At 44.2% G+C, this 20,696-nt stretch carries 18 protein-coding genes; 3 read left to right on the plus strand and 15 right to left on the minus strand.

Annotated features, from left to right (window positions below; all coding sequences use genetic code 11):
* Positions 1–44: 44 nt before the first annotated feature.
* From rpoE to HPT25_RS06875, 9 genes are all read right to left on the minus strand, one after another.
* Positions 45–623, minus strand: a complete 579-nt coding sequence (gene rpoE, locus HPT25_RS06835; RefSeq protein WP_173061814.1) for a DNA-directed RNA polymerase subunit delta — start codon at positions 621–623, stop codon at positions 45–47.
* Positions 624–770: 147 nt separating this feature from the next.
* A complete protein-coding gene (locus HPT25_RS06840; protein ID WP_173061817.1) occupies positions 771–944 on the minus strand; it encodes a hypothetical protein in 174 nt (57 codons plus the stop codon).
* 144 nt (positions 945–1,088) lie between these two features.
* Positions 1,089–4,334: a fused isobutyryl-CoA mutase/GTPase IcmF gene (gene icmF / locus HPT25_RS06845; RefSeq protein ID WP_173061820.1), complete on the minus strand. Its 3,246-nt coding sequence runs from the start codon at positions 4,332–4,334 to the stop codon at positions 1,089–1,091.
* 147 nt (positions 4,335–4,481) lie between these two features.
* Complete coding sequence (locus HPT25_RS06850; protein ID WP_173061823.1) at positions 4,482–5,114, minus strand: TetR/AcrR family transcriptional regulator; 633 nt, start codon at positions 5,112–5,114, stop codon at positions 4,482–4,484.
* Between the two features lie 13 nt (positions 5,115–5,127).
* Positions 5,128–6,267 (minus strand): acyl-CoA dehydrogenase, encoded by a 1,140-nt coding sequence (locus HPT25_RS06855; protein ID WP_173061826.1) that lies wholly within the window; start codon positions 6,265–6,267, stop codon positions 5,128–5,130.
* 182 nt (positions 6,268–6,449) lie between these two features.
* Entirely contained in the window at positions 6,450–7,580 is a 1,131-nt protein-coding gene (locus HPT25_RS06860) for an acyl-CoA dehydrogenase (protein WP_173070962.1), read from the minus strand.
* Between the two features lie 169 nt (positions 7,581–7,749).
* Positions 7,750–8,601 (minus strand): 3-hydroxybutyryl-CoA dehydrogenase, encoded by an 852-nt coding sequence (locus tag HPT25_RS06865; protein ID WP_173061829.1) that lies wholly within the window; start codon positions 8,599–8,601, stop codon positions 7,750–7,752.
* 116 nt (positions 8,602–8,717) lie between these two features.
* Positions 8,718–9,905, minus strand: a complete 1,188-nt coding sequence (mmgA, locus tag HPT25_RS06870; RefSeq protein ID WP_173061832.1) for an acetyl-CoA C-acetyltransferase — start codon at positions 9,903–9,905, stop codon at positions 8,718–8,720.
* A 288-nt stretch (positions 9,906–10,193) separates the two neighbouring features.
* Positions 10,194–12,305: a (Fe-S)-binding protein gene (locus HPT25_RS06875; RefSeq protein ID WP_173061835.1), complete on the minus strand. Its 2,112-nt coding sequence runs from the start codon at positions 12,303–12,305 to the stop codon at positions 10,194–10,196.
* A 198-nt stretch (positions 12,306–12,503) separates the two neighbouring features.
* Between HPT25_RS06875 and cls the strand changes: the two genes are divergently transcribed.
* Positions 12,504–13,775 (plus strand): cardiolipin synthase, encoded by a 1,272-nt coding sequence (gene cls / locus HPT25_RS06880; protein WP_173061838.1) that lies wholly within the window; start codon positions 12,504–12,506, stop codon positions 13,773–13,775.
* 119 nt (positions 13,776–13,894) lie between these two features.
* On the opposite strand, the gene HPT25_RS06885 is transcribed toward cls, so the two are convergent.
* From HPT25_RS06885 to speE, 4 genes are all read right to left on the minus strand, one after another.
* On the minus strand, positions 13,895–14,074 hold the full coding sequence (locus HPT25_RS06885) for an H-type small acid-soluble spore protein (protein ID WP_173061841.1): 180 nt from the start codon (positions 14,072–14,074) through the stop codon (positions 13,895–13,897).
* A gap of 61 nt (positions 14,075–14,135) precedes the next feature.
* Positions 14,136–14,567 (minus strand): YwiB family protein, encoded by a 432-nt coding sequence (locus tag HPT25_RS06890; protein ID WP_217269650.1) that lies wholly within the window; start codon positions 14,565–14,567, stop codon positions 14,136–14,138.
* Between the two features lie 311 nt (positions 14,568–14,878).
* Complete coding sequence (gene speB / locus HPT25_RS06895; RefSeq protein ID WP_173061844.1) at positions 14,879–15,751, minus strand: agmatinase; 873 nt, start codon at positions 15,749–15,751, stop codon at positions 14,879–14,881.
* A 24-nt stretch (positions 15,752–15,775) separates the two neighbouring features.
* Positions 15,776–16,627, minus strand: coding sequence for a spermidine synthase (gene speE, locus HPT25_RS06900; RefSeq protein WP_376767912.1), 852 nt, complete (start codon positions 16,625–16,627; stop codon positions 15,776–15,778).
* A 220-nt stretch (positions 16,628–16,847) separates the two neighbouring features.
* Here speE and HPT25_RS06905 point away from each other — a divergent pair, with 220 nt between their 5' ends.
* Positions 16,848–18,914: a transglycosylase domain-containing protein gene (locus HPT25_RS06905; protein ID WP_173061851.1), complete on the plus strand. Its 2,067-nt coding sequence runs from the start codon at positions 16,848–16,850 to the stop codon at positions 18,912–18,914.
* 175 nt (positions 18,915–19,089) lie between these two features.
* Here HPT25_RS06905 and HPT25_RS06910 read toward each other — a convergent pair whose 3' ends face one another.
* On the minus strand, positions 19,090–19,599 hold the full coding sequence (locus HPT25_RS06910; RefSeq protein WP_173061854.1) for a YwhD family protein: 510 nt from the start codon (positions 19,597–19,599) through the stop codon (positions 19,090–19,092).
* Positions 19,600–19,614: 15 nt separating this feature from the next.
* Positions 19,615–20,265, minus strand: coding sequence for a site-2 protease family protein (locus tag HPT25_RS06915; RefSeq protein WP_173061857.1), 651 nt, complete (start codon positions 20,263–20,265; stop codon positions 19,615–19,617).
* A gap of 174 nt (positions 20,266–20,439) precedes the next feature.
* On the opposite strand from HPT25_RS06915, the gene thmT reads away from it, so the two are divergent.
* Positions 20,440–20,625 carry a 2-hydroxymuconate tautomerase gene (gene thmT / locus HPT25_RS06920; protein ID WP_173061860.1) on the plus strand — a complete coding sequence of 62 codons (186 nt, stop codon included), beginning with the start codon at positions 20,440–20,442 and terminating at the stop codon, positions 20,623–20,625.
* Positions 20,626–20,696: the final 71 nt, after the last annotated feature.

Here is a 20,696-nt window from a genome sequence, read left to right on the forward strand (position 1 = left end):
GAGCCCAAAAAAGATGATACAAGGGAAAGATTAAAAAGTCAAGCTTACAAATCTTCTTCTTCCTCGTCTTCTAGTTCCTCATCCAGTTCCTCTTCTTCCTCGAGGTCATCTTCTAGATCTTCATCTTCCCCGAGATCAAAGTCTTCGTCGTCTTCGATTACATCGTCGTCTTCAAATTCGTCAACCTCATCGATCTCATCGAAATCTTCGTCCTCTTCAAGAAGATCATCTTCATCCTCAAAGTCTTCGATTTCATCGTAATCTTCATCTTCAACTTCATCGTAATCATCAAGCTCGTCTTCATCCACAACTTTCTTAGCCTTTTTCTTCTTCGGTTTTGTTGTGGTCACTATTTCTTCCTCAGATGTATCGACTGGATACCACACGCGAAGGCCCCAGCGATTGTCCCCTAAGGAAAGGAATCGGCCATCAATATTGACATCTGTATAGAACTGGGCCAGCCTTGTTCTGATTTCCTCTTCAGTAAGTCCTGCAGCAGCAGCAATTTCATTCACAAGATCCATAAAAGCGATCGGCTGCTTGTTATTTTTTAAGTATTCATAAGCCATTTCAATGAGGGATAACTCGCGTAATTCCTCTTTTGAGTATTGTGCTAAACTCAATTTAGGCACTTCCTTTCTCTATTTAACACTCGTTAAAGGAGTGATTAACGGACATTTGGAAAATAGACATATTCTTCATTATAAACAAATTCTTTCCGTTTATGCTAGTTCAAACTGCTGTTTGTCCTTATTTTTTCAGAAGCCTGCTCAATCAGTGCCGTTCTTGTTCTGACTCTTTGTCTTTTTCCTTTCTTTCATCGAAATATAAAGAAAAAAGATCGCCAGCAACAGAAACGAAATGGCACCCAATTGACGTTGATATAAGTAATATAATGGCCAGGCAAAAATAATAAGAATAATGATGATGATACCCGGTTTCATGGAGAACACCTGCCAACTATTTGTCCATTTTATTATATCGGAGTGAGGGTCCTTTTGTAAAAAAATACAATGGCCCGAAAGCCATTGTATCAAAATTAACCTAAAACCTCGACTCTTTTTTAGCAAAAGGGTGTGCATTATTTTTTACATATTCCGACGGTATTGTCCGCCTACCTCATAAAGAGCCCTAGTGATTTGGCCAAGGCTGGCCACTTTTACCGTTTCCATCAATTCAGCAAAAATATTGCCGCCGCTGACTGCTGTTTCTTTTAACCGTTTCAATGCAGCCTGAGCCTCTTCCATATGGGCCTCTTGGAATAAACGTAAATAGTGAATTTGCAGCTCTTTTTCTTCTTTTGTTGCACGCGCAAGCTCCATATTATCCACTGCTTCTTCAGATGGCGGATTAGGATTCAAGTACGTATTCACGCCGATAATCGGCAATTCGCCCGTGTGCTTCTGCATTTCATAATACATCGACTCATCTTGAATTTTGCCGCGCTGATACTGAGTTTCCATAGCTCCTAAAACCCCGCCGCGATCATTTAAGCGATCAAATTCCTGCAGCACGGTCTCTTCGACAAGATCGGTCAGTTCTTCTACGATAAACGAACCCTGCAGCGGATTTTCATTTTTCGTTAACCCGTGCTCTTTTGTAATAATCATCTGAATCGCCATTGCCCTTCGTACCGATTCTTCAGTAGGGGTGGTAATGGCTTCATCATATGCATTCGTATGCAGCGAATTGCAGTTATCATGCAAGGCCATTAATGCTTGAAGAGTGGTACGGATATCATTAAAGTCGATTTCCTGGGCATGCAGCGAACGGCCGGACGTTTGCACATGATATTTCAATTTCTGACTGCGCTCATTTGCCCCATATTTTTCCCGCATGACTGTTGCCCAAATGCGGCGTGCCACCCTGCCGATAACGGTATATTCCGGATCCAAACCATTAGAGAAAAAGAATGACAGGTTGGGTGCAAAATCATCAATCTTCATTCCGCGGCTTAAGTAATACTCAACGTAGGTGAAGCCGTTTGACAACGTAAACGCCAGCTGGGAAATCGGATTGGCACCTGCTTCAGCGATATGGTAACCGGAAATCGATACCGAATAATAGTTACGAACTTGATGGTCAATGAAATATTGCTGGATGTCCCCCATCATCCGTAACGCAAATTCTGTTGAAAAAATACAAGTATTCTGGCCTTGGTCTTCTTTTAAAATATCAGCCTGTACCGTGCCGCGGACGGTCTTTAACGTATAGGCCCTCACTTCCGCAAATTCTTCAACCGTCAGCACGCGGCCTAATTCGGCCTCTTTTCTCTTCACCTGCTGGTCAATCGCTGTATTCATGAACATCGCTAAAATAATCGGTGCTGGACCGTTGATGGTCATAGAAACAGATGTGGATGGATGGCATAAATCAAAGCCGTCATACAGCTTCTTCATGTCATCCAGCGTACAAATGCTAACGCCGCTCTCGCCGACTTTCCCGTAAATATCTGGACGGTAATCCGGGTCTTCGCCGTACAACGTTACGGAATCAAACGCCGTACTTAAGCGTTTCGCCGTATCATCCTTCGATAAATAGTGGAAGCGGCGGTTTGTGCGCTCCGGTGTACCCTCACCGGCAAACTGCCGTTTCGGATCTTCACCTTCACGCTTAAACGGAAACACCCCTGCTGTGTACGGGAAGAACCCAGGAACATTTTCGCGGTACACCCAGCGAAGAATTTCACCATAATCTTTGTATTTCGGCAGTACCACTTTTGGAATATCAAGTCCGGATAAACTTTTTGTTTTTAAAATCGTAATAATTTCTTTATCGCGGATTTTTGTTACAAACCGATCGCCGGAATAAGCCTGTTTTGTTTGTTCCCAGCTGTCGAGGATCCGTTTTGATTCCGGCGTCAATTGAGCTTCGGTTTCTTGTTTAACAGCCGACAACGCTGCAATCACGACTGGGTCGTTTACAGCTGCAATCGCCCCTTCAAGCTGGAATAATTTCCGGGCAATATTGGCCTGTTCCTCTGCCTTTTTATGATAGCCGCGGACCGTATCGGAGATTTCCCGTAAGTAATAACGACGGTCTGTTGGAATGATGACATTTTGCTTTTCCACCGCAGCATTTTTGTGAAAAGAGGTGACCCAATCTGTATTCATTTTTTCATTTATTTTTTCAATCAGGGCCGCGAATAAAGCGTTTGTGCCGGCATCATTAAACTGGCTGGCAATCGTGCCGTACACCGGCATTTCCTCGTAGTCTTTTTCAAATAGCATATGGCTACGTTGGTATTGCTTTTGCACCTGGCGCTTGGCATCTTCAGAACCTTTGCGCTCAAATTTATTAATGACAATCAGATCAGCATAATCAATCATATCGATTTTTTCTAGCTGTGAAGGCGCCCCGAATTCACTCGTCATCACATAGAGGGCAATATCACAAATTTCCGTGATTTCTGCATCACCTTGACCGATACCGCTAGTTTCGACGATGACCAGATCAAAGCCAGCAGCCTTTGTTACGGCAACCGCATCTTTAATAGCAAGAGAAAGCTCATTTTTTGAACGTCTTGTTGCCAGACTCCGCATATTAACATTCGGTGAAAAAATGGCATTCATGCGGATGCGATCCCCGAGTAGCGCGCCGCCCGTTTTTTGCTTAGTTGGGTCAACGGATAGAATCGCTACCTTTTTGTCAGGAAACTCATTGATAAACCGACGAATTAATTCGTCGGTGAGCGAGCTTTTTCCAGCACCGCCCGTCCCGGTAATACCGATTACCGGGATGTTCTGCTCCAGCGCTCTTACTTTTTCCATGGCCGTTTCGACCGTTGCTGCGGCTTCCTTATTCTTATCAACATTTAGCTCTGCCAGCGTAATCAGCTTGGCAATTGCATTGGTATCCCCTGAAGGCAGCTTTTCAATCTGCTCGACTGTGCTAGTGTCGACCGTTGAAAAATCGCATTCCTCAATCATCTGGTCGATCATGCCCTGAAGGCCAAACTGGCGCCCATCCTCTGGTGAAAAAATACGAGCGATTCCGTACTCATGAAGCTCTTTTATTTCCCTCGGAATGATGACACCGCCGCCACCGCCATAAATACGAATGTGCGGCGCCCCTTTTTCTTTTAATAAATCATACATATATTTAAAATATTCAACGTGCCCGCCTTGATAGGAGGAAATGGCGATCCCCTGCACATCCTCTTGAATCGCGGCATTGACAACCTCCTCCACCGAGCGGTTATGGCCAAGGTGAATCACCTCGGCACCACTTGCCTGAAGAATGCGCCGCATGATGTTAATCGAGGCATCATGACCGTCGAACAAGCTTGATGCCGTGACAAAACGAATATGATGCTTCGGCTGATATTTTCCCATCCTGATTCCCCCTGTTACTGTTTTACCCTGAATCCGTCTTCAATTTTTGTTCAAAGGCAGCAATCTTGCCGAAGGCTGGGCAGGACAACTGTCTTTTGGAGGTGACTGCTCCAAAAAGTTTTGGTTCAGGCAGCTTCCCTATCTTCCCTATTCCGGGGACGGCTGACCCAAGCCTGAAAACAGAACTCGAGTCTGAAGTTCAATGTACTCATCAATTGTAAATAGCTTTCTCAATGCCCAGCGGCGAAAGCCCCACATCTGGCCCTGAACAAAGATGTCATGAGCAATAATTTTGACCTGCTTATCCGTCAGTTTAAGTTCGCCGTTTTCGACGCAGCCATTCAGCAGGTTCTCAAACATTGCCACCATCTCCATTTCCTTTTTTAATACATAAGGAAGGGCATCCTTTGACAGCGATTTAACTTCTTGATACATGATGAGAACTTCTTCCTGCATTTCATCCATAACATAAAAGAAATTGGCAATTCCCAGCTTCAGACTTTCGAGCGTCCCCTTTTTATGCTCAAGCTCCTGCTCCAGACGATCGCGGACATGGTCATATATTTGGTCGCACACCAGATATAGCACGTCTTCCTTTGTGCGGATGTATTCATACAATGTCCCGATGCTGAAGCCCGCTGCTTTGGCAATTTCCCTTGTCGTTGTCCTGTGAAACCCCTTTTCTTTAAAAAGTGCTACCGCTCCCTTAATCATTTGTTCACGCCGTTTCTGCACAAGGCGCTCATCCTTGACCGAAGCCTGTACTTCCCGCTTTGTCATCCCCTAATCCGCCTTACTTCGTTAACATCCTAGAAATAACTAGGCGCTGAATTTCTTGAGTACCCTCATAAATTTGCGTAATTTTGGCATCACGCATAAACCGTTCTACTGGATAATCCTTTGTATAACCATAGCCGCCAAACACCTGAACTGCTTCAGTCGTGACCCTCATCGCAGCGTCTCCCGCAAACAGCTTCGACATTGCGGATTCTTTGCCGTATGGAAGTCCGTTTGACTCGAGCCATGCTGCTTGGTAAGTTAATAGTCTGGCCGCTTCCACTGAAGTTGCCATATCAGCCAGCTTAAAGCTAATTCCTTGGTTTGCGGCAATTGGTTTGCCAAATTGATGACGTTCCTTTGCATAGTCCACGGCAGCGTCAAGTGCGCCTTGAGCAATTCCTACTGCCTGGGCAGCAATTCCGTTTCGGCCGCCATCGAGTGTTATCATCGCAATTTTAAATCCTTGGCCATCTTCTCCTAGACGGTTTTCTACAGGCACACGGCAATCTTCAAAAATAATTTCTGTAGTAGGTGAAGAGCGAATGCCCAGCTTCTTTTCTTTTTTACCAACTGAGAAGCCAGGGAAGTCCTTTTCCACAATAAAGGCTGTTGTGCCTTTTTGTCTGTTTGCCGGATCCGTTAAAGCAAATACCACATATATGTCCGCCTCGCCGCCGTTGGTAATGAAAATTTTCGAACCGTTGAGGACGTAATGATCTCCTTCGAGGCGTGCTGTTGTTCGCATCCCGCCTGCATCTGATCCGCTGCCAGGCTCCGTTAAGCCGTAGGCGCCAATCTTTGTACCCTCTGCCAACGGGCGAAGATATTTTTGCTTTTGCTCTTCATTGCCAAATTTATAGATCGGCCAGCTGGCAAGTGAAGTGTGCGCAGAAAGGGTTACCCCGACAGATGAATCGACACGGGAAAGCTCTTCTACTGCGATGCAGTAAGCAAGATAATCACTGCCGATGCCGCCGTACTCTTCCGGCCATGGAATTCCGGTTAAGCCCAACTCTGCCATTTTGTCAAAAATCTCCCGGTCAAAGCGCTCGTTCTCATCACGCTCAGCAGCAGTCGGGGCCACTTCATTCTTGGCAAAATCACGCACCATTTTACGAATCATTTCATGTTCTTCAGATAATTGAAAATTCATTTTTTACGTCCTCCTTTTAGTAAAAAAAGTGCATCTATGAATCTGAATTTGCTATTCTGCAATAATTGGTGAGCATTCAACAAATTAGGGATTTTTCCTGGATCAGAGCTTTTGCATTCTATTTAAGTATGACAGCGGCATCAACCATTGCATCTAAACTTTTTTCAAAACCCCTCACTAGATTAAAGATGTTTACTAATCACAATCCTCTGAATCTCGCTCGTTCCTTCATAAATTTCTGTAACCTTTGCATCACGGAAGTAGCGCTCCACCGGATAGTCTTCCGTGTATCCATAGCCGCCAAATACTTGAATAGCTTCATTCGCCACGTCTACAGCTGTACGGGTGGCAAACAGTTTTGCCATTGAAGCCTCCATTCCGCACTTGATGCCCTTGGTTCTTAAGTTGGCTGCGCGATAGACTAGAAGTCTAGCTGCTTCTACACTCGTTGCCATATCAGCTAACTTAAAGGCAATTCCCTGCTGGGCGATGATTGGTTTGCCAAATTGCACTCGCTCATTTGCATAGGCGGTTGCGGCTGACAGTGCGGCTTCTGCAATCCCTAGCGCCTGGGCGGCAATGCCGATGCGGCCAACTTCCAAGTTAGCCATAGCAATTTTGAACCCTTCTCCTTCCTGCCCAAGAAGGTTCTCTACTGGGACGAGCATGTCCTCAAAAGTAAGCTGTACCGTTCTCGAACCATGCAGCCCCATTTTCTTTTCATCTTTGCCAATTACGAGACCCTGGGTATCTTTTTCCACTATAAAGGCTGAGATCCCTTTGCTTCCCAAGCCAGGATCAGTTTTAGCAAACACAATATACACATCTGCTTCTCCACCGTTTGTAATAAATACCTTTGAGCCGTTGATGACATATTGGTCACCATCACGGACGGCGCGGGATTTTAACGAAGCGGCATCAGAGCCGGCACTTGGCTCCGTTAAGCAGAACGCTCCTAAATATTCACCGGCAGCAAGATTTGGCACGTATTTCCGCTTCTGTTCCTCTGTGCCAAAATATAGAATGGGATTTGTTCCAACCGATGTGTGTACGGATAGGATGACACCCACAGTAGCACTTACCCGTGAAAGTTCGTTAATGGCGATAATATAGGAGGTGAAATCCATCTCAGCACCGCCATATTCCTGCGGAATTGGTATACCCATGAGGCCAAGTTCACCCATTTTGCGAAGAAGCTGGCGGGGGAATTCCCCTTTTTCCATTTTTTCAATCAGTGGGGCGATTTCACCTGCAGCAAAATCGCGAACCATTTTGCGCATCATTTCTTGTTCTTCTGTAAATGTCAGATTCATGCTGTTTTCCCCTTTTGGAGATTGTAAAATGGCAGTATTCATCCCTCATGACCCCTTTTTCGAAGATTAAGTAGAACTTGACGTCATTTCGTGCATCGATTCGTTGTTTCTTGATGTTTCCCGCTGCCTTTAGATGTTATTTAAATCTTTGTTATCCTGCGACAGACTACTATTCGTACGTATAGAATCCGCGTCCAGTTTTCTTGCCGAGCCAGCCTGCTTTTACATATTTGCGAAGAAGCGGACATGGACGGTATTTGTCATCCCCCAGTCCCTCTTGCAATGTCTCCATAATGTACAGGCATGTATCCAAGCCGATAAAATCAGCCAGCGTCAACGGCCCCATTGGGTGATTCATTCCAAGCTTCATCACTTCGTCAATAGCTTCCTTCGTTGCCACGCCCTCATATAACGTAAAAATCGCTTCGTTGATCATCGGCATCAGCACCCGATTAGATACAAACCCTGGAAAATCATTGACCTCAACTGGCACTTTACTTAATGTTTTCGTCATCTCTTCAATCACTTGATAGACTTCATCAGCTGTTGCCAAACCGCGGATAATTTCAACCAGCTTCATAACAGGGACCGGATTCATAAAATGCATGCCGATGACTTTTTCCGGGCGTTTGGTGGCGGCTGCAATTTCCGTGATTGGCAGTGAAGACGTATTGCTTGCCAAAATGGTATGTGCCGGCGCAATTTCATCTAATTGAGCAAAAATGTTCGTCTTGATTTCCATATTTTCAACAGCTGCTTCAATGACTAGATCAACGCCGCTTGCATCTGATAGATTAGTAGATGCTGTAAGACGGTTTAAGGTCCCCTGCTTTTCTTCAGCAGTCATCCTGCCTTTTTCCACATTGCGGGATAGATTTTTATTGATTACGCCCAATCCGCGTTCAACAAATTCCTCTTTTAAATCATTTAATAAAACTTGATACCCTGCTTGGGCACAAACTTGGGCAATCCCCGAGCCCATTTGCCCTGCCCCGATTACCATCACTTTTAAAATGTTCATGATTTCCCCTCCAATTGCAGCGTTTAGTTTGGTCTACTTACGATTTTTATTTACAAAAACTGATATTTGCGACTTCCACGATTTTATTGGCGCTTTTATCGGGGAATACAAAAAGTCTAAGCCTTTGGCACTTCAATCAGGATCGCGTCGCCTTGGCCGCCTCCGCTGCATATGGCCGCAATTCCAAAGCCTCCGCCTCGGCGCTTCAACTCATGAATTAAGGTAATGATAATGCGCGCGCCGCTTGCGCCGATTGGGTGCCCGAGGGCAACCGCACCGCCATTTACATTCACCTTTTCAGGATCAAGCCCTGCTATTTGTCCGCTTGCCAGGGCCACCGCGGCAAAAGCTTCATTGATTTCAAATAGGTCAATATCCGCAAGTTTTTTCCCGCTCTTTCGTAAAAGCTCATTGATGACAAGACCTGGTGTTTGCGGAAAGTCTTTCGCCTCGACAGCAATCGCGGCTTGACCAACGATCACAGCTTCCACCTTGCGTCCTTCCCGAATAGCACGATCCTCACTCATGAGCACGAGAGCACCTGCACCGTCATTTACCCCAGGGGCATTACCTGCCGTGATGGTTCCTTCACCGTTAAAGGCCGGTCCGAGTTTTGCCAATTTTTCCAAAGAGGTGTCTTTCCTTGGCGCTTCGTCATGCTCAATTACCATTGGCACACCTTTTTTCTGTGGCACCTCAACCGCGATAATTTCCTCGGCAAACTTGCCGCTTTCAATCGCTTCGATCGCCCGTTGATGGCTTCTGAAAGCCCACTCGTCCTGTGCTTCACGGCTGATGTCGAGCTCTTCTGCCGTTGAATTCCCGTATGTTCCCATGTGAACACCGGTAAAACTGCAGCTTAAGCCGTCATGAATCATCAAGTCCTGTACCGAAGCATTCCCCATGCGTAACCCCCATCTAGCTTTCGGCAAAATATACGGCGCATTGCTCATCGATTCCATACCGCCGGCAACTATCACTTCTTCATCACCTAAACGAATGATTTGGTCCGCGAGTGTTACACTTCGTAACCCTGATGCACAAACTTTGTTTATGGTCTCCGTTTTGACATTCCAAGGTAACCCGGCTTCTCTGGCAGCCTGACGTGAAGGAATCTGTCCCTGCCCCCCTTGTAAAACGGTTCCAAAAATAACTTCCTGAACATCCTCTAGTGCGACCTCTGCTCGCTTAAGCGCTTCCTTTATGGCTACTCCTCCAAGCTGTGCGGCCGTAAAACCGCTTAAACCGCCGCCAAATTTTCCAAACGGCGTTCTCACCCCACTCAAAATTACCGTTCTCCCCATGCAAAACACTCTCCCTTTTCCCATTTTTTAGTCCTATTTTTAAAAAGCAAGCCTTTCATGAGCGACTGAACGCTCGCTCAATGCTCGGCTAAAAACAAGCGCAGACCGCAGGTTCCATGCAATCGCCCAAGTCAACATATACCCCAAAAACTAAAAATGAAAGCGTTTTATTTTCTATTTCATTTTACACAAAAAACAGCAGAAGTTGAATTATTAAACACAAAATTCCTAAAATTTTTTGAATTCGTGAAATAATTAACTTCTGCTATTCATGATCATGCGGATTTTCTAAGAGGCGGCATTCGCGGGCTCGCCGCAAATAGCTTTCTCTAAGAGTTCAGCGACATCATAAGTGGATATCGTATCTTCTACTTCTTTTGCTTTTGTTCCGTCAGACAGCATTGTTAAGCAGTATGGACATGCAGAACTGATAACGGTTGAATGTGTTTCAAGTGCCTGCTCGGTTCTGGCTACGTTAATGCGCTGGCCTGTATCTTCCTCCATCCACATTAATCCTCCACCTGCACCGCAGCACATAGCTTTGTCGTGATTACGTTCCATTTCTATCAATTTCACGCCTGGAATGGCTTTTAATATTTCCCTTGGCGGATCGTATACATCGTTGTAACGTCCGAGGTAGCAGGAATCATGGAAAGTAATCGTTTCGTTCACCGCATGCTTCGGAACAAGGCGCCCTTCTTTTACAAGCTGATACAAAATTTCCGTGTGGTGATACACTTCAGCTTCCAATCCAAAATCAGGATATTCATTTTTAAAAATATTATAGGCATGCGGGTCTGTTGTAATAATCTTCTTAACCCCTGCATCCTGAATTTCCTCAATATTTTTAGCAGCGAGATCTTGAAACAAGAACTCGTTACCAAGACGGCGTGCAGTGTCTCCGGAATTCTTTTCTTTGTTGCCAAGAATGGCGAATTTCACTCCCGCCTCATTTAGCAGCTTCGCAAATGATAGGGCAATTTTTTGGCTGCGATTATCATATGAACCCATAGAGCCGACCCAGAAAAGGTACTCGAACTCTTCTCCGGCTTTTTTCATTTCTTTCACTGTTGGGACCTGTACGTCTTCGCGAAGCTCGCGCCATTTTTCGCGCTCTTTGCGATTTAAGCCCCACGGATTTCCTTGACGCTCAATATTTGTCATCGCACGCTGCGCATCAGGATTCATTTTTCCTTCTGTTAAAACTAAATACCGGCGGAGGTCGATAATTTTTTCTACATGTTCATTCATAACCGGACATTGATCTTCACAGTTACGGCAGGTTGTACATGCCCAAATTTCTTCCTCGGTAATGACATCCCCAATCAAACTAGGACTGTAGGCACTTGCAGCAGCTGTCTCTCCGGCTCCTTGCCCCGCAGCAGTAAGGGCAATTTGATTACCTTTTGTATTTGAAAAAGCAAAGGTTGGAACCCAAGGCTGCTTCGATGTAACAGCTGCACCGTAAAAGGTTAGGTGATCACGGAGCTTTAAAATTAAGTCCATCGGCGATAGCATTTTCCCTGTACCTGTTGCCGGGCACATATTGGTACAGCGTCCGCACTCAACACATGCATAGAAATCAACCATTTGCAGCTGGGTAAAGTCTTGAATTTTCCCGACCCCAAAGGATTCCTGTGATTCATCTTCAAAATCAATTTTCTTTAATTTCCCAACCTTATCCAAACGATTCAAGTAAACGTTCGCAGGACCAGCGATTAAATGCATGTGTTTCCCTTGCGGAACATAGACGAGGAATGACAACAGGAAGATCAGGTGAAGCCACCAAGCCACATAAAAAATGGCGATGGAAGCAGTTTTACCGATTCCTCCAAGTACAAGAGAAATGAGGGAAGCTACTGGCTCAGTCCAAGATCTTGCTTCTCCGTGCCAAATGATATCCATCCCGTTTCCTAATAGTACCCAGATCATTAAACCGCCAATAAAAATTAAGACAAGTCCTGATTTAAAACCCCTTTTTAAACGAACAAGCTTTTCAATATAGCGACGGTGGAACGCCCAGAATGTTGCGACTAAAATTACGAGAGTGACAATTTCCTGGAAAAAGGTAAACGCAGGATAAATCGGACCTAAAGGCAGGTGTGAGCCTGGTTTAATCCCTTTCCAAATGAAATCAATGGCGCCAAATTGCACAAGGATGAAGCCATAAAAGAACATGACGTGAATCGTACCGCTTTTTTTATCTTTTAACAGCTTCTTTTGGCCAAATACCATGACCCAGATTTTTTTCAACCGCTCTTTCACATTGTTGTCGAACTCGGTTTTCTTCCCAAGCTTGATGAATTCAATCCGCGTTTTGACAACATATACGAACAAACTAACAGCGTAAGCGGTTACAAGTAAAAACGCAATGAGGTTAACCCAAAGTAGACCATTCATGTAAATCGCCCCTTTCGTTTTCTCTTCTCCCCTTTGGTTATTCATAAGTCATAGAAAATAACCAATTTTCTGAACATATCTTACTTCTATTATATTATGAATGAGCATTCAGTCAATCTCTTTTTACAATATTCCTTCGACTAATAGAAAAAACAGCATATGGTAAAACTAACTTCAGTGATTGGGGGAAGGATTCCGATGAAATTTGTGCTCATTATGAGCGTGCTTTTATTTATTATCATCTTATGGTTTTATATTGATTTTAAGTTAGGACAAAAGCGGCATTTTTCTTGCGCGGCTCCAAAAGAAACGGGGATCCTTTATGGCCAATTTGATATTTTCGTGCACGGAAAGGAACTGTTCTACGATTACTTTGCTGAAATAAGGAAGGCACAGCACCACGTCCATATCCTTTTTTATATTGTAAAGGATGATCGCTTCAGCCAGGACTTTCTCAGACTACTAATGGATAAGGCGCTTGAAGGCGTAGAGGTTCGGTTACTGCTTGACCGAGTTGGCAGTTGGAAGATAAGTAAGAAGTTGGTCTTAGAACTTGAAGAGGCAGGGGTTCAGGTATCTTTTAGCGATAAAATTCAGCTGCCATTTTTGTTCTATTCTTCGCAGGTGAGAAATCATCGCAAGGTTACAGTGATCGACGGCAAGATCGGTTATCTTGGCGGGTATAATATTGGAAAAGAGTATATTGATGAGAAGCCGAAGCTTAGTCCGTGGCGTGATTATCATTTAAAGATAACCGGTGAAGGGGTCAATTTTCTACAGAGTGAATTTTTTAGCGATTGGCAGCGGAGCACAAATAAGGGATTGTCTATGATAGGTGCGGGTGCTGATCCTCAAGTGGTGCTTGATCCTACGACCTTGGACTCGTCACAGCGGGCGGAGCTCTCCGCATATTATCCGAAACTGAAAAAGGAAACAATCCGCCACCAATTTGTGCCGACCGAGGCCGGCCAGCTGGAGGAAAGGTTTATCACCTTACTGAAAAAGGCGGAGCAAAAAATTTTCATCGGCACCCCTTACTTTATCCCAAGCCAGCGGCTGTTTTCTGAGCTCATGTCAGCCGCAATGCGTGGTGTAAGGATTACCATAATGGTTCCTTATACGGCGGATCATGCCCTTGTCCAGGAAGCCTCTTTTCCCTATCTGCGCCGGCTGCTTAAGGCAGGTGCTTCCGTATACCAATATAGAAACGGGTTCTATCATGCCAAAACCCTCATCATTGATGACATAATCTGTGACATCGGCACCGCCAACTTTGACAAACGCAGCCTATACCTAAACAAAGAAATGAACTGCTATCTATACGACCCAGTCTTCATCGCCCGAATGAACGACGTCCTGACCAAGGACTTCCAAGACTCTGTACCATTAACCCTAGAGACCCTAACCAAATTCAACCCTGCCCGAACACTAAAAGAACTCATCGCAGGCGCCCTCTCCTACTTCCTGTGAGGTGGTGTCAGTGAGGTGGTGTCAGGCACTGCTCGTGGACATTTGGACCGTTTTGTCCGTCTGGGGTGGACAATTGAGAAATGAAAAGAAGTCCCCGAACCTAAATCGGAGACTTCTTTTTATTCCTCAATTAAGTGCAGGATCGGAACATCTTTCTCATTTTCCGGATCTTTTCTCGAATAAATTCGGGCCATTTTTGTGGCCTCATCTACATGCTGAATTATGACAGGTGTGCCTTCATAGCTTACATGAATCATATCTGCAGATTCGAGAATTTCTTTTGCTCTTCCAACATTCATTCGAATGGTTCACTCCTCATTAAAAGTTCTCTTATAATATCTGCATTTTTTTGGATGTTATTCATATTATTGGATTCCTTTTATGAAAGGTAATGTTCATATGATATGTACCTGTGTGGTCGCCATCAAGGAAAAAATCATACAGGATATCCACCAGGCCGCTGCCATTTTCAAAGGAAAATTCCATACTTTTAACCCATGTAGTTGTTTCAAAAACAGCAAATGGGAGCTCATAATGACCAATCATCCGTTTATTCCGCTGAAAGGGCAGCCTCATATTCACAGCTCCGCCCCTTAAAATCAATATCTCATCCTCTGATAATTTTACAATTGTCCGGACTTCCCCTTCCTCCATTACTTCCTCATACTTTAGATAACCTACCTGCCCTTTTTGAATATAGCTTCCAAATACCACTAACTCCATTGTTTCCTGATCATCAATTGTGGTCTTTACAATTACTTTCACAGGGATTTCATTATTCGTCAAAAACATCACACCTTTTTTGTTTTTTAAATGAAACTCTCCTAGACTTAGAAGATTTCCAATTCATCTATGAACTTGTTCCCTTGGACACGGACAGGGCTTTTTTGCACTTTTAGTCTATAGGGCTCGCTCTATGGATATTGGTGGAGGCCACTTTTCCCTATAAGACTCGTTCTCATGGACATTGGAAATCCTTTATTCCGCTTTTTTTGTTCATAGACCTCGATCTCACAGACATCCCCGAAGCTAATTACAAAAGAAGCCCGTCCCGCAAATGGGACAGGCGTCAAATCCGAAGGGACAACTCCGGAAAAACTATCTTATTTCACCCAGCCAAGCATCATTTCACGGATCAACTTGCTGGCTGTGTTAGCTGTCTGTTCTGAAGGGTCGTAAATTGGCGCCACTTCTACAAGGTCACAGCCGACAACATTAACGCCTGAGCGGGCAATTTCATGAATCGAAGCGAGCAACTCGCGAGATGTGATTCCTCCGCAATCGACCGTACCAGTGCCTGGTGCGTGAGCAGGGTCCAATACATCAATATCAATCGTTACATATACCGGACGACCAGCGAGCTCCGGCAGGATTTCTTTCAACGGCTGATGTACTTCAAACTTGGAAATATGCATGCCATTTTGTTTCGCCCATTCAAATTCTTCCTTCATGCCAGAACGAATTCCGAATGAATAAACATTCCGCGGTCCAATTAACTCGGCAATTTTGCGGATCGGCGTTGAGTGAGATAATGGCTCTCCCTCATAATGCTCCCGTAAGTCTGTATGTGCATCCATATGAATAATCGCCAAATCTGGGTATTTTTTATAAACAGACTTCATGACCGGCCATGAAACAAGATGTTCTCCGCCCATACCGAATGGGAACTTTCCTGCTGCTAAAATCTGATCCACAAATTCTTCGATTAGGTCTATGCTTTTTTGCGCATTACCGAATGGCAATGGAATATCTCCCGCATCGAAATATTTTACATCTTCCAGTTCGCGGTCAAGATACGGACTATATTCTTCAAGACCAATGGATACCTCACGAATCCGAGCCGGGCCAAAACGGGACCCAGGGCGGTAGCTTACCGTCCAGTCCATCGGCATTCCGTACAATACAACTTTGCTCTCTTCAAAATTCGAGTGGCTTTTAATAAACACATTCCCCGAATATGCCTCATCAAAACGCATGGAACCATCCTCCTTTCTTTTTTATTACTTCACTAAATCTCCAACAAATTTAGGCAGTACAAATGCAGCTTTGTGCAATTCTTTTGTATAGTATTTTGTCTCGATATCGTGGAAACGGTCTTCGCTTACTTCAAGCGGATCGTATTTTTTAGAACCGATTGTGAAAGCCCAGAGACCGCTTGGATATGTTGGAATATTTGCCACATACAAACGAGTGATTGGGAAAATTTCTTTTACATCGCGTTGCACATCGCGGATTAAGTCTGCTTTAAACCAAGGGTTGTCTGATTGCGCAACGAAAATACCGTCTTCTTTTAATGCTTTGGAAATTCCGGCATAGAAACCTTTTGTGAAAAGATTGACCGCAGGGCCTACTGGCTCAGTAGAATCGACCATGATAACATCATATTCATTTTCACTTTTTGCAATATGCATGAATCCATCGTCAACGCGAACATCAACGCGCGGGTCATCCAATCCGCAGGCAATTTCCGGAAGGTATTCTTTCGAATACTCAATGACTTTTCCGTCGATATCCACAAGAGTTGCTTTCTTCACACTTGGGTGCTTCAGCACTTCACGGATTACGCCGCCGTCACCACCGCCAACTACCAATACATTCTCAGGATTTGGGTGAGTAAATAACGGCACATGTGCCACCATTTCATGGTATACAAACTCGTCCTTAACAGAGGTCATTACCATGCCGTCAAGCAAAAGCATGTTGCCCCATTCTGCTGTTTCCACCATTTCCAAATATTGAAAATCTGTTTGTTCTGTATGTAATGTTTTATTCACTTTTAGCGTAATACCAAAGTTTTCTGTTTGTTTTTCTGTAAACCAAAGTCCAGCTGTCATTTTTATCTTCCCTTCCATTTTTCTATTTCAAAAAAATTCCAGGAGGTTTCCCCCGGCCTTCAGTATAAATATCGAATATCTTTCAATTTTATACTACCCAAACTATTGAATTACAAACATGCAAAAAAGTCTAGCAAAATTTTTGTAAAAAGCTGAAAAAATGTTTAAAACCACTCTATTTATTAAATACTATTACTATTGATTTTTTCAGAAACTGGAAGCTGCGAGGTGAATAACCATGGAAATCATGACTGATCAAGGGTTTCGTAAAACAGTAAAATATTTGCGTGCATTTATTATCATCAGTTTGATAGGCATGATTTGTATGTTCCTTTTTTACATCAGTGTCCTTGCCTATGCCAAAATTTTAGGAGCACCGCCGCTTGCGGTTACCCAATCTACACTTTTATATGCCGATGACGGCACCTTGATCGGAGAAAGCAACAATGGGCAAAAGCGCTACTGGGATAAGATGAACGAGATTTCCCCTGACCTTGTCCAAGCGACCATCTCCATTGAAGATAAAAATTTCTATCATCATCATGGGTTTGATTACAAGCGGATTGCCGGGGCAGTACTTGCCGATATCGAAGCCTTATCAAAGGTACAAGGCGCCAGCACGATCACCCAGCAATACGCACGGAATCTGTTTCTTGAGCACGATAAAACATGGAAACGGAAGCTGCTTGAGGCGTTTTATACCATTCGTCTTGAAATGAATTATTCGAAAAACGATATTTTGGAAGGCTACTTGAATACCATCTATTATGGCAATGGTTCTTACGGGGCCGAAGCGGCCAGCCAATATTATTTTGGCAAAAAAGCGGCCGATTTAACGCTTGCTGAAGCGAGTATGCTTGCCGGCATTCCAAAGGGACCTTACATGTATTCACCGTTTGCCTCCATGAAAAATGCCAAGGCCCGTCAGGCTATCATTTTACAAAGCATGGTTAAAAACGGCTATATTACTGATAAACAAGCAAAGAAAGCAGAGCAGGAGCCCCTCACATTAGTGGGTTCCCATCCGACGCAAAAGGTGAAAATGGCGCCTTATTTTCAGGATGCTGTGAAAAATGCCTTGAAAAATCAGTTGCATTTGGATGACCGCACGATTGCCCTCGGCGGTTTAAAGGTGTACACCACCATAGACCTGAAACAGCAAGCGGCAGCGGAAGAGCAAACGAAAAAGTATGTAGATCCGACATCCAATATTCAAGTGGCTTTAGTGGCCATGGATCCAAAAACAGGCGAAGTCAAAGCAATGGTCGGCGGCAGAGATTATGAAAAAAGCCCATTTAACCGGGCAGTTCAAGCTATTCGCCAGCCGGGATCGACCATTAAGCCACTGTTATACTATGCTGCACTTGAACATGGATTTACTCCGTCGACGATTATGCGCAGCGAGTATACGACATTCCATTTTGACGATGGCACACCAGATTACACGCCGCACAACTTTAATAACAAATATGCTGACGGCGAAATTACACTGGCACAGGCCATCGCCCTTTCCGATAATATTTACGCTGTGAAGACACATCTTTTCTTAGGGGAAGATACGTTAGTAGACACAGCAAAAAAATTGGGGTTGTCGACGAATATGGCCCATGTCCCCTCACTTGCCCTTGGTACTTCAGGGGTTCGAGTGATTGACATGGCTAACGCCTACAGTATGTTTGCCAATGGTGGCAAGCGCGTCCATCCAACATTGATCACCAAAGTGGAAGACTATAATGGGCATGTAATTTATCAAAGTGAAACTAGCAAGGAACAGGTGTTAGACCCGGCAAAGGCTTTTGTTATGACCGAAATGCTGACAGGTGTATTTGATCCAAAGTTAAACGGCTATGCCACGGTAACGGGCAGCACCGTCTTGAAAGACCTGACACGGCCTTATGCTGGAAAATCAGGGTCCACCGAAACGGACAGCTGGATGATCGGTTATTCTCCTCAGCTCGTCACGGCCGTATGGGCAGGCTATGACGCCGGAAAACCATTGGAATTGACAGCGGAAAAAACTTATGCCAAAAATGTCTGGGCCAATTTTATGGAAGAAGCCCTGCAAGGCAAGCCTTTAAAAACATTCAAACCACCAAAAGGGGTAATCGGGGTTTATGTAAACCCACTGAATGGCAAGCTGGCCACTAAAGATTGCCCGGTTCACCGCTTTACCTACTATGTTAAAGGGACAGAGCCGACCGAATATTGTACGGATCATTTAAGCAGGGACGATGCGAACGAATTGAATAAGAAAAGCAAGGAGAAATCTCCTTGGTACAAAAGAATCTTTCCGTGGGGCCATTAAGGTTTCTTTAACGGAGAAATTCGAAGAAAACAAAAAAGCTCTGGGGGTGATTTTGATTCCCCGGAGCTTTTCCTGTCTTAGTCTTATAGTACGATCAGCGCTTTAAAAGTAACTACAGTAGCCAAGTAAGTATTCGTCACATTTACACGTTGAGTACTGTATTTTTTTAAAACGATTATTCGGTTAGTAAACCTTGTTTTAGCTCTTCTGAAGAATTTTCCCATAATTCTACATTATGGCTGCGGAGAAATTCAGCCAGCACCCGTTTGGATTTGTCATCCATATGTTCAACAATGATCTGCCGCTTCATCGACTTATCCATCCGGTTCACATGCTCGGGCAGTAATTTATAACCGCGGCGGATTTCACGGTCCACTGTCATATAACATGCCGTCACTCCAGCATAATAAGGACCTTCTACCTTACGATCAATCGTGACCCACACAAGCCAATACGGCTTTCCGTTTGGCACATCCTCCTCATTTGTTAAAAATTTAATCCCTTTTTCTACAGCGCTCCGAGCATGCATTGCGCCAATATCAATTTCAGCTTCGCCGGCCTCCACATCAATGATGACCGGTGATACGTTATCAAGGCTTAACGCTCCTTTACCAAAGCCTTTGTGGCCATCAGTCGGATCATTTTTGATAATGTTAAAGCCCATTTTTTTCTTGTTTTCATCCATGCTTTTTAAAACCTCCTAGAAAAACAACGAGTGAAAGAAATTTTGTAATCCATCCATTATCCAAGGAAGAACGATACTGAAAATTGGTTGGATTGTGTATTGGTCAAGTGGTGTAATAACCAATACGAGAAAAATCAAAACTGCATACTGTTCAAATTGTGTCAATTTGGCACGGATCTTATTGGGGACCAAATCCTCAATAACTCGGTAGCCGTCAAGCGGAGGCAGTGGCAGCAGGTTGAAAATAAACAGGGCAATATTAAGTTCGATAAAGATATCAATAAAATCATAAAAGTTGCCGCTGATCTGCATCCCTGTACGCTCTAATCCGAAAATAACAATAAATCCAACACAAGCCAGAAACAGATTACTTACCGGCCCGGCAACGGATACCAGTATGCCAGCCAAACGTGGTTTTTTAAAGAAAAAGCGGTTGACAGGAACCGGACGGGCCCAGCCGAAGCCTGCAATCAAGACAAGCAAAGTACCGAACGGATCAAGGTGTGACATTGGATTTAATGTAAGCCTTCCCTGTTTTTTCGCCGTCATATCCCCAAATTTATAGGCAACATAGGCATGTGCAAATTCATGTAAAGTAAAAGCAAATATCAGGGTAATTGCTACATAAGGAATCTCGTTTAACGGATAGGCAAGAAATCGATTCAAATGAGCTCCCCCTCCTCCCTGAGCAAACTAATTGTAATTGCCGCTCAAAATCATAGTCCTTTAAGTATACATGAAACCGTGCTGAAAAAGAAAATGAAAGTGACCGTCCCAATTGCACATTTTCCTCATTTGTGGAACACTACTATACAGAAACATAATAAGGAGGAATAAACAATGCCATACGTTACAGTCAAAATGCTAGAAGGGCGCAGCGAGGACCAAAAAAGAGCCTTAGTAGAAAAAGTAACAGCAGCCGTCAGCGAAACAACCGGTGCTTCCAAAGAAAACATCACCGTCTTCATCGAAGAAATGAGCAAAAACCACTACGCCGTCGGCGGCGTCCGATACAGCGACAAATAAATTGGTGTCAATAAAATGGTGTCAGGCACCAACCGTGGACATTTTTCGCATTTTGTCCACGTGGGGTGGAC

It is taken from the genome of Neobacillus endophyticus (genome assembly GCF_013248975.1).
GTDB lineage: Bacteria > Bacillota > Bacilli > Bacillales > Cytobacillaceae > Neobacillus > Neobacillus endophyticus.

Bases quoted from the DNA above. Each gene is read 5' to 3' on its own strand.
- HPT25_RS06850 (WP_173061823.1), bottom strand. From the start codon at position 5,114: ATGACAAAGCGGGAAGTACAGGCTTCGGTCAAGGATGAGCGCCTTGTG.
- HPT25_RS06840 (WP_173061817.1), bottom strand. From the start codon at position 944: ATGAAACCGGGTATCATCATCATTATTCTTATTATTTTTGCCTGGCCA.
- speB (WP_173061844.1), bottom strand. From the start codon at position 15,751: ATGCGTTTTGATGAGGCATATTCGGGGAATGTGTTTATTAAAAGCCAC.
- HPT25_RS06865 (WP_173061829.1), bottom strand. From the start codon at position 8,601: ATGAACATTTTAAAAGTGATGGTAATCGGGGCAGGGCAAATGGGCTCG.
- HPT25_RS06860 (WP_173070962.1), bottom strand. From the start codon at position 7,580: ATGAATCTGACATTTACAGAAGAACAAGAAATGATGCGCAAAATGGTT.
- HPT25_RS06875 (WP_173061835.1), bottom strand. From the start codon at position 12,305: ATGAATGGTCTACTTTGGGTTAACCTCATTGCGTTTTTACTTGTAACC.
- HPT25_RS06890 (WP_217269650.1), bottom strand. From the start codon at position 14,567: ATGTTTTTGACGAATAATGAAATCCCTGTGAAAGTAATTGTAAAGACC.
- HPT25_RS06855 (WP_173061826.1), bottom strand. From the start codon at position 6,267: ATGAATTTTCAATTATCTGAAGAACATGAAATGATTCGTAAAATGGTG.
- cls (WP_173061838.1), top strand. From the start codon at position 12,504: ATGAAATTTGTGCTCATTATGAGCGTGCTTTTATTTATTATCATCTTA.
- icmF (WP_173061820.1), bottom strand. From the start codon at position 4,334: ATGGGAAAATATCAGCCGAAGCATCATATTCGTTTTGTCACGGCATCA.
- speE (WP_376767912.1), bottom strand. From the start codon at position 16,627: ATGGAAGGGAAGATAAAAATGACAGCTGGACTTTGGTTTACAGAAAAA.
- HPT25_RS06910 (WP_173061854.1), bottom strand. From the start codon at position 19,599: ATGGATGAAAACAAGAAAAAAATGGGCTTTAACATTATCAAAAATGAT.
- mmgA (WP_173061832.1), bottom strand. From the start codon at position 9,905: ATGGGGAGAACGGTAATTTTGAGTGGGGTGAGAACGCCGTTTGGAAAA.
- HPT25_RS06905 (WP_173061851.1), top strand. From the start codon at position 16,848: ATGGAAATCATGACTGATCAAGGGTTTCGTAAAACAGTAAAATATTTG.
- thmT (WP_173061860.1), top strand. From the start codon at position 20,440: ATGCCATACGTTACAGTCAAAATGCTAGAAGGGCGCAGCGAGGACCAA.
- HPT25_RS06885 (WP_173061841.1), bottom strand. From the start codon at position 14,074: ATGAATGTTGGAAGAGCAAAAGAAATTCTCGAATCTGCAGATATGATT.